At 50.4% G+C, this 13,159-nt stretch carries 12 protein-coding genes; 10 read left to right on the top strand and 2 right to left on the bottom strand.

All coding sequences use genetic code 11. The annotated features are described in order from the left end of the window. Nucleotides 1–75: 75 nt before the first annotated feature. Nucleotides 76–585 carry an inorganic diphosphatase gene (locus LRP57_RS06060; RefSeq protein WP_231205639.1) on the bottom strand — a complete coding sequence of 170 codons (510 nt, stop codon included), beginning with the start codon at nt 583–585 and terminating at the stop codon, nt 76–78. 108 nt (nt 586–693) lie between these two features. On the opposite strand from LRP57_RS06060, the gene dacB reads away from it, so the two are divergent. The 10 genes from dacB (at nt 694) to LRP57_RS06010 (ending at nt 11,999) form a co-directional block, all read left to right on the top strand. Next, complete coding sequence (gene dacB / locus LRP57_RS06055; protein WP_231205638.1) at nt 694–2,076, top strand: D-alanyl-D-alanine carboxypeptidase/D-alanyl-D-alanine endopeptidase; 1,383 nt, start codon at nt 694–696, stop codon at nt 2,074–2,076. Nucleotides 2,077–2,214: 138 nt separating this feature from the next. Then, nucleotides 2,215–3,069, top strand: a complete 855-nt coding sequence (locus LRP57_RS06050) for a hypothetical protein (RefSeq protein ID WP_231205637.1) — start codon at nt 2,215–2,217, stop codon at nt 3,067–3,069. Further along, nucleotides 3,032–4,486 carry a tRNA lysidine(34) synthetase TilS gene (tilS, locus tag LRP57_RS06045; protein ID WP_231205636.1) on the top strand — a complete coding sequence of 485 codons (1,455 nt, stop codon included), beginning with the start codon at nt 3,032–3,034 and terminating at the stop codon, nt 4,484–4,486. Before LRP57_RS06050 ends, tilS begins: the two co-directional genes overlap by 38 nt. Nucleotides 4,487–4,552: 66 nt before the next feature. Further along, nucleotides 4,553–5,107 carry a hypoxanthine phosphoribosyltransferase gene (hpt, locus tag LRP57_RS06040; protein WP_231205635.1) on the top strand — a complete coding sequence of 185 codons (555 nt, stop codon included), beginning with the start codon at nt 4,553–4,555 and terminating at the stop codon, nt 5,105–5,107. 19 nt (nt 5,108–5,126) lie between these two features. Further along, nucleotides 5,127–7,178, top strand: coding sequence for an ATP-dependent zinc metalloprotease FtsH (gene ftsH / locus LRP57_RS06035; protein ID WP_231205634.1), 2,052 nt, complete (start codon nt 5,127–5,129; stop codon nt 7,176–7,178). 32 nt (nt 7,179–7,210) lie between these two features. Continuing rightward, a complete protein-coding gene (folE, locus tag LRP57_RS06030) occupies nt 7,211–7,747 on the top strand; it encodes a GTP cyclohydrolase I FolE (protein ID WP_442984622.1) in 537 nt (178 codons plus the stop codon). Between the two features lie 62 nt (nt 7,748–7,809). Then, entirely contained in the window at nt 7,810–8,604 is a 795-nt protein-coding gene (folP, locus tag LRP57_RS06025; RefSeq protein ID WP_231205789.1) for a dihydropteroate synthase, read from the top strand. After that, nucleotides 8,588–10,810: a 2-amino-4-hydroxy-6-hydroxymethyldihydropteridine diphosphokinase gene (gene folK, locus LRP57_RS06020; RefSeq protein WP_231205632.1), complete on the top strand. Its 2,223-nt coding sequence runs from the start codon at nt 8,588–8,590 to the stop codon at nt 10,808–10,810. Before folP ends, folK begins: the two co-directional genes overlap by 17 nt. Next, on the top strand, nt 10,807–11,301 hold the full coding sequence (locus LRP57_RS06015) for a DUF3180 family protein (RefSeq protein ID WP_231205631.1): 495 nt from the start codon (nt 10,807–10,809) through the stop codon (nt 11,299–11,301). The genes folK and LRP57_RS06015 overlap by 4 nt, the downstream gene beginning before the upstream one ends. 50 nt (nt 11,302–11,351) lie before the next feature. Continuing rightward, nucleotides 11,352–11,999: a hypothetical protein gene (locus LRP57_RS06010; protein WP_231205630.1), complete on the top strand. Its 648-nt coding sequence runs from the start codon at nt 11,352–11,354 to the stop codon at nt 11,997–11,999. Between the two features lie 72 nt (nt 12,000–12,071). Here the strand turns inward: LRP57_RS06010 and disA are convergent, their stop codons facing one another. Continuing rightward, entirely contained in the window at nt 12,072–13,142 is a 1,071-nt protein-coding gene (gene disA / locus LRP57_RS06005; RefSeq protein ID WP_231205629.1) for a DNA integrity scanning diadenylate cyclase DisA, read from the bottom strand. Nucleotides 13,143–13,159: the final 17 nt, after the last annotated feature.

Genomic DNA, 13,159 nt, shown 5'->3' with positions numbered 1-13,159 from the left:
GTGAAAATGTGTGGGGAGTGCCGAAAGGCACTCCCCACACATGCATATGCTCAACTCACGTAAGATAAGCCAGTATTAATGATGATCGAGTTCACCGCTGGCCTCAGCCTCTTTCAGACGTTCATATGAGCGACGAATTTCTGCTTCCGCCTCCTCACGGCCTACCCAGTGAGCACCCTCAACTGATTTACCCGGCTCCAAGTCCTTATACACCTCGAAGAAATGCTGAATTTCAAGGCGATGGAACTCTGACACGTCCTCAATCTCTGTTCTCCACGACGCACGTTGATCTGAGGCTGGAACGCATAAAACCTTATCGTCACCGCCTTTCTCATCGCGCATACGGAACATACCTAATGCGCGGCAACGGATCACGCATCCGGGGAAAGTTGGTTCTTCCAACAGGACCAGAGCATCTAAAGGATCTCCGTCCTCGCCAAGCGTGTCATCAATGAATCCATAGTCATCGGGGTAACGTGTTGATGTGAATAACATACGATCAAGTCGAATACGACCCGTTTTATGATCGATTTCATATTTATTTCGATTCCCTTTAGGAATCTCGATTGTCACGTCAAACTCCACAATGCACTCCTCAGTTGGGCTTGCGCCGCCACAAGGGTGGCACAGAGTCGGTTAATGCCTACATCTACACTATTGTGATTACCTACCATCATATTGAGGAGGAAACCCGTGAGACATAAAGCCGTCATGGTGATTCTAAGCGTTACAGCGCTATTATTTGCGACCGTCGGCTATGTGGTGGCAGATCTATACGATCGTGTCCCCGGTTTTCTCACTTTCTCACAGGCTGTCAGTCCCGCAGCGCCGCCCGCACTCCCACATGTGGAAAAGAATCAAAACGTCCAATGGAAAGCCACAGAAGGCAACCCTGTCGATCCAAAACAGCTAGAACACTTATGGCAAAAAAATGAAGCAGCCGCAGCCGAAGGTGGCTGGAAAAGCTGGGCCAAAATAGTCGATGCAACGACAGGTGAAACCCTGCTAGAAAAAAATACTTCCCAAGCACACACCCCCGCCTCAGTCACAAAAATTCTCACCGCATACGCCGCTTTAACGCATCTATCCCCCTCCCAGCGATTAGCAACAGGCGTATCCCGTGAAGGAACAAACCTATACCTATGGGGACAAGGTGACCTTCTCCTTGGAGCAGGAACAGGAAACCCAGACGCAGTCAATGGACAGGCAGGCGTGGCTGACCTTGCGGGAAAAACAATAGCCGCCCTGAACAACAACGGTGTGAATGCAGTGCAACTGTACTGGGCTCCTCAGCCTTTTACTGGACCATCACACTTGAATACATGGGATCAACAAAACTCCGGTGACTACGAAGGACATGTCGCAGCTTTTGCGGTTGACGCTGGTCGTATTGATGGTCAAGAAAATGCATTCTATAGTGCCCCTGCCGCTACGGTGGCTACTCTTTTCGCTGACTATCTGCGTGCAGCAGGCATCACTGTCGAAATGATAAGTGAAGCTGCTCCTCCAGAAAACACATACGAAGTCGCTCGCATAGAATCAGCAACACAAGCACAGCAAATACGGTACATGTTAGAGCAATCAGATAACACGCTTGCTGACCAGTACTGTCGTTTAACTGCACGAACAATAGGGGCAGAAACTTCCTACTCTGGCGCTGTAAGCACTCTGATCTTAACCCTCCAAAATGCAGGAATTCCCACACAAGGTATTCACTTAGACGACTGCTCAGGTTTATCTGAAAACGATCGAGTAAGCGCAGATACACTAATTGCTACTATTTTCGATTCTGTTCGTGAACACAAAACGCCGGCAGTTGCCAACCTCGTGCGTTCACTACCCATCGCAGGCGTTTCAGGGACACTCACCTCACGCTTACAATCAGAAAACACTCGCGCAAATGTGCAGGCAAAAACAGGAACGCTCGGTAAAACCGTGTCAATGGCTGGAGTCCTCACCACAACCTCAGGGCGCTTGCTGATTTTTGCCCTCGGAAATGATGACGTACCGCGCAATGAAGCTGTGACGACACGACCTCACATTGACGAATTTTTACACGAACTCTCGAACTTATAAACGTATTGGCACGCCACACGGAATGCCGACAGAATTCCGGTAGGCACACCGTTATTTTGCCCTCGCATGTACGGAAGTTATTAATGGTGCAATGAAAACTGCAGTGAGACTTTCCTTAAAGGACACTAAACTAGGAACATGAGTACTGACTGCGCGGACGACGTTTTCATGCGATTCATGATCGCTTCCCTACCATCGGGACCGCATGTAACGGCTCCGACAGCGGCTGCTGTTGTTCGCAGACTACGGCGCACAGATGAATGGGTCAAACCCTACGTGCAGCGTTTAAGTCACCTACCTGAAGCAGCTTCCACAGTCATCAAATCTCCCATTGAAATCGTTGAACGACGAGCTGCCGCAACCGTGTGTTTCACAGCTTTACGTCAACTAGTTACAGGCCAGAGCCTTAACATACGCCCAACGGCTTTATATAAGACAGCCCTGTGGGGGCGTACAACTATGCGCCATGTGACTGGCATATGGGATATGACCCGAAATACACGTGTACTTGTCGCACCGAACATTTTTACTCAAGCACAACAATTTCAGCTTGACCAAAACGACTGGTGCCGATGGGTGTCCCTACGCACAGCACTTACTGCTACACACCACATATACGCGCCACACCTCATCGAATACCTCATTCATTTAATGAGTGCGCTCCCCGATACAACACATGAGCTTGCGCATTTCATTTTCCTTTCAGACGCCTTGGCTTACGCTTCAATGGATGCGCTCACACCTGTTGATATGCCTTCATGCCAATGGTTGCGCCACTACGACAAAAAACATAATGAAGCAGCGCGACTACATGTCCTCCGTAAAATACTGACCCCACCACCCGACATCAGCGTGATATGTGAACGTACACAAAATTTCGCAGATTACGTGGTGGCGGCGCGAATGCTTCCGGAACTTTTACGGGACGTAGCAAACTTGCCTACCGTGGCTGAATATGCGCAACCTGATATGTGGGGGCGACGTGTGGGTTGAACAACACGCACGGCCTTTGAGTCAGGCAGTTACCCTCATAGGCCCTCAACCTCGTGGTGCGGTGAGAGAAATCAGTCTTGCTGTACGCCCGTATATTCAACAGATGAAAAAAGAGGGAGCGAAAGCTGTTCTTGTAGGTTTTTCCGGTGGCGCTGACTCGACAGCACTCACCGTGGCCACTCTTGATGCGGGAATGCGGGCAGGACTGCATGTGCACACATTGACAGTCGATCATGGTGTTCGTGCTGAATCATCCGCAGAAGCTGAACGCGTATGTGCGCAAGCCAGACAGCTAGGCGCGTACGCTCATATATGTCATATCAACATGGCGCAGGAAGGCGGACCAGAAGCTGCTGCTCGCCAAGGACGTAGAGCGGCCCTTATTGACTATGCCGCGCGCATACATGAACAAGAAGGTGGCTCCTGCGTTCCAATTTTTCTGGGACACACCCTTGACGATCAAGCCGAAACAGTGATTCTGCGTTTAGCCAGAGGCTCTGGCACAGGGTCGTTACGTGCAATGGATGCGTGTCGCTATGGGAAAGATGGCGTGTGGGTGCGCCCTTTTTTAGGGGTCAGGCGTGAGATTATTCGTGAAGCGGTTAAGACTTTAGGGATCCCGTGGGTGGAAGACCCCTCGAATTTTCCGGACGGACCATGGAAAACTCGTGATGGTTCTCCTTTACGTCGAGCGGCCGTGCGAGCAGATGTTTTACCCCTGCTCAACCGTGCTTTAGGTCAAGATGTGACGCAGGCCCTTGCTAGAACTGCTGCGAATGCTGCTGATGATGACGATGCCTTGACGCAGTGGGCATGGCATGAATACCGTAACGCTTTACGTGAAGTGCGCCATATAGGTCAAGAAGATTTTGAGCACATGCCTCATATTTCACACATGTCGGATCTGCAACATGATGCGCACTCGCACTCGGGTAATTGCGAAAGACCAGCACTAACGCCTCATAATTTTTCGACTCAACCACTGGAATCTGCCCCTGAAACACATATGCCCGAATGGGATAAATCAGGCGACCCATCCCCTAATACAGATCAACCTGAATGTGACTGCGCAGTGCAAGAAATATCTGACAAAACATATGCTACAGGACTGAATTTAAGTAAAAACAACACGTATATTTTGAGTGTATCCGCTGTGAAAAACCTGCCATATGCTGTTCTTGCACGAGTTGTCAGGCTGTTCTTATTAGAGGGCGGAGCACGCGCAGGCCAGCTATCCTCAACGCATATTCGACAAGCTGTGGATTTGGTGAAACAGTGGCATGGTCAAGGACCATTGCATCTACCAGGAGTCGTCATCGACCGATACGGTAAAGGGAAAAAAGCCTATTTGAAATGTGGTGAATCGCCCGTAAACGATCTATGCCATGCATCAAGGCATGGAAATGTGGCACGCTAGAACAGAATAGTGTTGTGAGGACCCAGAACATTCTGTGATCCGTACAGCAGAGAGGAAAGAAACGCGGTGGACGCAACCGATATGGGACAGGATCTGAAAAGCATCCTCGTTGACGAAGCTGAACTGGATCAGCGTTTAACTGAAATGGCAGCAGAAATTGACCGTGACTATGTTGGTCGTGAAATTTTGCTGGTAGGTGTTTTACGTGGAGCTATCATGGTGATGGCGGATTTATCCCGTAAAATTCATACTCCATTAAAAATGGACTGGATGGCTGTGTCCTCCTACGGTTCAGGCACAAAATCTTCAGGTGTCGTACGTATCCTCAAAGATCTAGATAACGACGTTCATGGTAAACATGTGCTGATCGTTGAAGACATCATTGACTCCGGTTTAACACTGTCATGGTTACGGAAAAACTTAGAATCACGCGGAGCAGCATCAGTACAGATTGCCACTATGCTGCGTAAACCAGAAGCCGCAAAAGTGGAAGTTGATGTCGCCTACGTCGGTTTTGAAATTCCGAATGAATTCGTTGTCGGATATGGCTTAGATTACGCTGAAAACTACCGTCATCTGCCTTTTGTCGGTACGTTGGCACCGCATGTGTATGGTGGCTGAAACTCAATAAAGGATTGTCGTGACGGAAAACGCAAAAAAGAAGCGAGTGAACTGGGCATGGGTACTCGTGCCCCTGCTGATTTTGTCGATGGGTGCCTGGGTTGCATGGGCGTGGTTTCAGCCGCGATCAGTTGATACATCAGAAGGTCTTGAAATACTCACAAGCGACACGGTTGAACGCGTTGATATTAACGAGGGAACTCAGCAAGTCGTTGTTCGGCTCACCGCTGACTGGACTCATAAATCAACTGGCCTCGGCGACCAAGATCGTAACTTAGGACGCTCCATCACTTTCAGTTACGCACGTATTCAAAGCGAAGAACTGGTATCGACTGTAACGAAACTTGAACCCGCACGCGGATGGAACACCCTGTACCCTCAGACATCCTTCCTATCCGCAATGGTGCAAACACTAGTGCCCATCATCATCCTTGTTGGAGCATTCTGGTTCCTGATGCGCCGTTGGGGTGGAGGCCGAATGATGGATGCTTTCGGCCAATCCAAGATTCGTGAAGTCAACCAAGAACGTCCAGACATTACCTTTGGTGACGTTGCAGGTGCAGATGAAGCTGTTGAAGAACTTGAGGAAATACGCGAGTTTTTGTCTTCACCAGAAAAATTCCAACGTGTAGGTGCCAAAATTCCCAGGGGCGTTTTGTTGTACGGTCCTCCGGGAACAGGTAAAACACTGCTTGCGAAAGCGGTTGCCGGTGAAGCACATGCACCGTTCTTTTCTATCTCTGGTTCAGAATTCCTTGAACTGTATGTTGGTATGGGTGCGCTGCGTGTGCGTGACCTATTTGGTCAAGCAAAGAAAGCGGCTCCAGCGATTATCTTTATTGACGAAATTGATGCGGTTGGTCGTCACCGTGGTTCCGGTTTTGGCGGCGGTAACGATGAACGCGAACAAACCCTCAATCAGCTTCTTGTTGAACTTGATGGCTTCGACAACCGTGCAAATGTCATTTTGATTGCCGCAACGAACCGTCCTGACGTTCTGGACCCAGCTTTACTGCGTCCAGGCCGTTTCGATAGGCAAATCGCTGTTGAAGCCCCTGATCTGAAGGGGCGTGAAGCAATCCTGAAAGTACATGCGGCCGGTAAACCCATGACTGAGGACGTAGACCTACGCCAGATCGCAAAACGTACCCCAGGTTTTACCGGAGCGGACCTCGCCAACGTACTCAATGAAGCAGCTTTGTTGACAGCGCGTTCTCACGCGGACCTTATTGACAATCGCGCCATTGATGAAGCTATTGATCGTGTGATTGCTGGTCCTCAGAAACGTACACGTGTCATGAACGATCACGATAAAGCGGTGACCGCCTACCATGAAGCCGGACACGCCTTGTGTGCAGCGGCTTTGAACTACACCGATCCGGTGACAAAGGTGACGATTTTGCCGCGCGGCCGCGCTTTGGGCTACACCATGGTGATGCCAACAGAAGACCGTTACTCTCGTACACGCAACCAACTATTGGACAATCTCGTGTACAGCATGGGTGGTCGTGTTGCTGAAGAAATCGTGTTCCGTGACCCGTCAACCGGTGCGGCAAATGACATTCAAAAAGCCACAGAATCAGCACGAGCAATGGTGACAGACTACGGGATGTCCTCGCGTGTCGGTAATGTGAAACTCGGTTCCTCGGATACTGACCCATTTGCTCATAATCAGGGCCAAGCCCAAGGACGCGGTACCTCAGAAACGATTGCGACAATCATTGACGAAGAAGTTCGCCTACTCCTGGATAACGCGACACGTGAAGCATGGGAAATCCTCACACGTAACCGCGATGTTTTGGATACGCTGTCACAGCGCCTCCTAGAAGAAGAAACACTGGACGAAACAGCGCTGAAAGAAATATTCACAGCGGTTCGTAAACAGCCGGATCGTCCAGTATGGAATTACCTATCTGAGGCAGCAATCCCAGGAGCTGTTCTAGGGAACCCAGTGAGCGCACATTCTGAAAAAGACGACATAGCTGAATCTGAAGCACACCTTCAGACAGAGGAAGCGAACCTTCCTTCTGAACCGTCAGAAACACCTCATGCGACTCCTGAGGGGGAATAGTGGCCTACAACGAGGAGGCAGTAGTCGATGCAATGCGTCAACTACTGGAAGCGGTAGGGGAAGACCCTGCTCGTGACGGTCTGCGGGACACTCCTGCCCGGATGGGTCGTGCGTGGAAAGAACTACTCAAAGGACTTGAAGAAGATCCACGTGAACATCTGAGCACAGTTTTTGAAACAGGAACAGATGAACTAGTCCTTGTCCGCGACATCCCTTTCCATTCGGTGTGTGAGCATCACTTTTTGCCTTTCTATGGTCGTGCACATGTTGGCTATATTCCTTCACACGGTCGAGTAACGGGTTTGTCAAAACTGGCGCGAGTAGTTGAAGGCTACGCGCGTCGGCCACAAGTGCAAGAACGACTCACCGCGCAGATTGCTCAGGCTATTGATGAGGTACTGACACCTCAAGGTGTCATAGTTGTCATTGAAGCAGAGCACATGTGCATGGCAATGCGTGGCATCAACAAACCGGGATCTTCAACGGTCACATCGGCACTACGAGGCATAATGAAAGACGCTGCCACACGTGCAGAAATGATGTCGCTCGTACTAGGTGGTCCTCGGTGAGTAAATATCCGCTCCTGCGATTACCTCATGGGCTTACCGTGCCCACGGGGAGAACACTGGTGATGGGTATTTTGAATTTAACGCCGGATTCGTTTTCTGATGGTGGCCGTTGGGCAGAACACTCACGAGCACTGGATCACGCTTATGAAATGTTAGAAGCGGGAGCTGACCTTATTGACATCGGAGGGGAATCTACCCGCCCGCATTCGACTCGAATCACACCAGGCGAAGAATGGGACCGCATACGTGAAGTCGTGACCCATCTTGTGAATGCAGGTGTCGTTGTGTCAGTTGACACGTTGCACGCAGAAACAGCGCGTCGCTGTGCTCAAGCAGGGGTTGCAATTATTAATGACGTATCTGGTGGCATGTGGGATTCAGATATGAATACCACGGTCGCCCACTCAGAATGTGCCTACGTTATCCAACGTTTCCATGCTCTACCTGGCGATCCGAATGAGACTTTTGATCATGGTCATGATGTGGTCGCTACAGTCCTTTCACGTGTACTCCAGCAAATTGAGGCCGCATGTGAAGCAGGTGTCCCGCAAGACCGTATCATCGTGGACCCCGGTTTAGGTTTTTCTTTAACGAATGAACAGTGCTGGGAAATTGTTCATCAAACAGATCGTTTATGTGCTCTGGGGTACCCTGTCCTTATAGGGGCATCACGTAAGCGTTTCCTTTCTTTGTCACCTATCGCAGATCGCGATGAGGCAACTGTGGATATCACGGCTCGTGTGGCAAAACATGGGGTGTGGGGAGTACGTGTCCATGATGTTCCTGCTCATGTCGCATGTGTGAGGTCTATGGGCCAAGAAAAAACCGGAGGTGTCTGCCATGACGGACAGGCTTGATGTCATCACATTGACAGGTGTGAGCGCTGAAGGCATCCACGGTGTTTTACCGCAAGAACAGAAACAACCGCAGCTTTTCCGCGTGGATGTTTCCATGTGGGTTGATGTGTCGCGCGCCGTTGGTAGTGATGATCTTGCAGATACGGTGTCATACGCGGATGTGGCTCATATGGTGATTCAGATGATCCAAGGGCCATCAGTTCGGTTGATTGAAACTCTTGCGGGTCGCATTGCTGAGGCCGTAATGACCTACCCGCGGGTAGTGGGCGCTCAAGTCACTGTACATAAACCTGAGGCACCAATTAATGCGCGTTTTTCTGATATTGCGGTGACATTAACACGCGGTCACGTCCCTGTAGGTCACAGAGAATCCACACCTCAACACGCAGACGCAATTTCAGATGCTCCTGCTGAGTTATCACCGCCTCGACGGAAGGCATCTGCGCCTACACATTCCCCGCTCATGTGGACAGATGCGGTTCTTGCTTTAGGTGGGAATGTCGGGAATGTTCCTTTAACTTTGCGTTACGTCATTGAAGATCTGATTGAACACCCTCACATTGAAATTATTGAAATTTCACCGCTACTGCGCACCCATCCTGTTTTAATGGCAGGGCAAGCAGCACAAGAAGACCACTGGAATGCGGTCCTCCTGATCCGCACGACGCTAAGCGCACGGGAACTTCTTGATACGACTTTACGTATCGAGCAAAACTATGGGCGGCTCCGTGAGGAACGTTGGGGCCCACGCACAGTTGACATTGATCTGATCCAGTACGGTGAGGAACATATTCACGAGGCTGACCTGCAGCTCCCGCATCCACGTGCTTTTGGCCGCGCTTTCGTTCTTGCACCGTGGCTTTTAGCTGATCCGGACGCTGTACTGGTGGGGCACGGTCGAGTGGCTGACCTATTACCCTTAACGCAGGATCGTTCTGGAATTGTGGATGCCATTGAAGATTGGCTGGAAGAATCAGAAACGGTTCTTGCAGATTCTCAGGCTTATCTGGACTCTGTTCACGATGGGACAGGGGATGGTGCGCTTACTGTTGGTATTCATGCGCAAAAGGAAACGACAGATAAATCTTGTGCGCATATTGAAGATCCAGCACCTGAAAATCTTGTGGGATCTGCCGGTCCTACAGGTGGGATACCTCATGCTGGCCCTGAGTCGGTATCTGCCGCTGTTCCACCACTTACTGTGCCGCAGATGAATATTTTACCGCCGACGGTACTGCCAAGCCGCGTGGAATTACTTCCCGAATCGTCAAGAGTAGGCTTAGCGCCTTCAGATGATCGTGACGATCAGGTATGGCGTGCTTTATGGCAGAAATGGTCACAACCTGGTTCGGGCCATCACCGTGAGCGCTCGCACGTACAGCAGGACTGCCCAGAGGCGCTAACGTCTGCAGCGCAGCCGTATGAATCAGATTTTTATGCTGATGAGTATGTGATTCCAGAGAATAAATGGACTGCTGAGCAGGTCCCCTCTTTTCCTGCGCAAGAGTATGCAGCACACGAATCCACACGTGAAACCGAGTATAAGCAGCAAACTTTTGACGCCTGTGGTGCGGAGCCCGCGAAAAGTGAAACCCGCGTATCCGACAACAAAAGCGAGCAAAGCACTCGTCACACAGAACCTGTGGTGCAGCGACGTAGCATAGCGGATCTGCTGGCTTTGCCTCAAGAATCTATTGATACAGATGAACCGGCGCTCACTCATGCTGGAACTGAGATTCATGCTGCCGATGAGGAGAATCTTGCCCGCATACCAGCCGACGTTGAGGATACAACGCGCATACGAGAGACAGCGAATGTGCGGGCCACTGATGAAAAGACCATGCAACTTCCCGGCTGGATTTCACGGTCTAATGCTGCTAAAAGGGCTGCGGCTCAGGGGCGTTCTGCAGTAAAACCAGCAACAGAGTTACCTCGCTGGGATTTTGCTTCAGCTCAGGTTCGCATTATTGATGAGGACCCTGCAGAACATCATGCAGATCATCATGATGAAAGTCATGCGGCAGAGGAATCTGCTGCATCTTCTGCCCGTTACTCGCGCCTTGTTCCAGACCTTCCCGCAGAAATTTCACGTGGCCCACGTCAGCATGAGGATACGGTTCCTCCGCTGCTTCGCCGTTCAGTAACGGTACGTCCCACTGTGACCGGTCAGTTCCCCGTGATTCGTGATGAGGAGAATACGCGGTGAAACCTGTAAAGGTGAGCCTTTTAGCTCTCATTGTTGCAGTTGCAACGGTGTGCGGGGCTGTTGTTGTCCTCGGTGTTATTCGTTTGGGGGGCTCACCTTTCCAGCCAACTTTTTTCTTAGCGATCTTTTTTGCCGTATTGTCTGGGCTGCTTCTTTACCTTGGATTCCATATTCGGCGTTTACGCGCGCGTAAGCCAACGTGGATGAGGCCAATTGCTGCGGCTCGCTCAGCAGCATTGGCTCGTGCAACCACTTATGTTTCGTGTTCAACGGTGGGCGTTTTTTTCGGAATGGCTGCGATAATGCTGGCGCGGATGGATTCTGACTATATGCGTTATTGCGGAATTGTTGCTCTGGTTGTGGGGATCTCAGCTCTTGTCTGCGCGGTTTGTGCGGGAATAGTGGAACGCTGGTGTGTGGTTGACACAGATGATGACTCGGAGGCTTCGGCTTCGCGTATGGGGAATTACCCGCCAAAAACACCGTCATAAGGCGTGTATTTTGTTCACATGTACGCGTTAAACGAGGGAGGGTTGGTTTTATGGGTCATTCAGGTGCTTCACGAAAAAAACGCCGTCATACGAATTTGTGGCCTCGTCGAATTATTACGGGCATTGCGCTGCTTGTCATTATCGCGCTTGTGGGGGCAGCTATTTGGTGGACTGTTGTTGCGGCGCGTGCGTATTTTAGTCGTTTACATGTGCAATCAGAGGCTGCTCAATCATCAGTGGGGATGATGGAGGAAAGGACTCCTGATGGGATTGTGGGCGCTGATGGTCGTATTACTGTGCCGTCCTGTCAAGCCGCGGATGTGACAGTTGAAACTGTTGCGCAAGAAACTACGGTTGGCACTGGTGAGAAAGTAGTTTTCCGTTTGACAAATAAAGGGCAAACCGCGTGTGTGCTCCAAAAGAATCGTTATTCAGCAGTAATTTCCAGTGGTACAGAAGTCGTTTTTGATGGTCGTACCTGTGAAAAAGACGAGGCGGATTCAACTCCTTTGTTATTAAGTGTGGGTACCACGTGGGAGGGGACTCTCATGTGGGATGGACGCCGTTACGCAGGGTGTTCTGCCTATGACAGTGACAGCGATGGGACACCTGATACGGCTCCTGCGGGGGCGTACCATGTTCAGGTGCATGATGGACAGGCACCTGTAGGTTCTGATGTGTATTTTGAAGTGAAGTGAGCACTATCCGGTGAAGCATAGGGAAGTACGCACAAGCAGCTTCATGCGATTCTTTAAGGGAAGGGTGCGACTTTACCATCCGACAATGCCGGTGGACGCAAGGGCGTATTGATTTTCAAGTGATTCTTGAATGAGTTTTGCCCGGTAGGGGCCAATACCTTCGATTGCTTGAAGTTCTTCAGTACTTGCGTCGCGTAATTCCGCGAGGGTAGACCAGTGGGCTGATACTTCTTTAATGACAGACCAGGGCAGACGAGGCACTAAGGAAAGAGCACGTATGCCGCGCGGCAAGATCGTGCGATCAAGGTCTGACACGTCAAAAACACTCAGCCCAAGCACATTGGCAATTGCGGATAAATCAACGAGTTTGTCTCCGGTTAATTCGGATAGGCGTTGCTCAGTGATATGTAAAGTTTCAGGATCCCGTACATAATCACGAAGCACGAGGGCGCGTTCAGAGGCAGAGCCGCGCACAAGATCATCGACTTGGAGAGCAAGTAAACGACCGCTTGAACCGAGTTCTTCAAGGTATTCGTTAATTTCTGTGGTGATACGTCGAATCATTTCCATGCGTTGCAAGACGGTTGCTACGTCACGGATAGTTGCTGCATCACGCATTTCGAGGACAGTGAGTGTTTGGAGGACTTCGTCGAGACGCTGAGTGTAACGGTCGAGTGTATCGACAGCGAGGTTTGCGCGTGCAAGCAGCGCTTCAGGTTCTTCAACCAGATGATGATGTGTACCTACGTAAATGGAAATCATCTTCATTGAGGAAGAAAGTGACAAAACGGGTAAACCAAGGTGACGGGCTGTGCGTTGGGCTGCCCTGTGTCGCATACCTGATTCATCTGTTGGGATACTTGAATCTGGCATGAGCTGAACATTTGCTTTACGGATACGCCAATTTTCACTATCGATAACGACAGCGCCATCCATTTTTGCTAGTTCGCGCAGTCGTGAAGCGGTGAAAGGAATATCCAAGTCGAAACCGCCCGTACAGATTGCTTCAACTTCAGGGGAGTAACCAAGGACGATAAGTGCGCCTGTACGTGAACGTTTAATACGTTCCAAACCTTCGCGTAATGCAGTGCCAGGGGCAACTGCTTGAAGCACGCTTCTTAACGTTGAAGTGTCAGAGGTCATGTGCTTACTCCCTGTGT

This window comes from Schaalia sp. lx-260 (genome assembly GCF_021083645.1).
Lineage (GTDB): Bacteria > Actinomycetota > Actinomycetes > Actinomycetales > Actinomycetaceae > Pauljensenia.
The sequence above is the reverse complement of the archived record's forward strand: the minus strand, read 5'-3'. Positions and strand labels throughout refer to the sequence as shown.

Excerpts from the sequence above, each read along its gene's own strand:
- folK (WP_231205632.1), top strand. The coding sequence starts at position 8,588 with ATGACGGACAGGCTTGATGTCATCACATTGACAGGTGTGAGCGCTGAA.
- tilS (WP_231205636.1), top strand. The coding sequence starts at position 3,032 with ATGCGCAACCTGATATGTGGGGGCGACGTGTGGGTTGAACAACACGCA.
- LRP57_RS06010 (WP_231205630.1), top strand. The coding sequence starts at position 11,352 with ATGGGTCATTCAGGTGCTTCACGAAAAAAACGCCGTCATACGAATTTG.
- LRP57_RS06050 (WP_231205637.1), top strand. The coding sequence starts at position 2,215 with ATGAGTACTGACTGCGCGGACGACGTTTTCATGCGATTCATGATCGCT.
- disA (WP_231205629.1), bottom strand. The coding sequence starts at position 13,142 with ATGACCTCTGACACTTCAACGTTAAGAAGCGTGCTTCAAGCAGTTGCC.
- folE (WP_442984622.1), top strand. The coding sequence starts at position 7,211 with ATGCGTCAACTACTGGAAGCGGTAGGGGAAGACCCTGCTCGTGACGGT.
- folP (WP_231205789.1), top strand. The coding sequence starts at position 7,810 with ATGGGTATTTTGAATTTAACGCCGGATTCGTTTTCTGATGGTGGCCGT.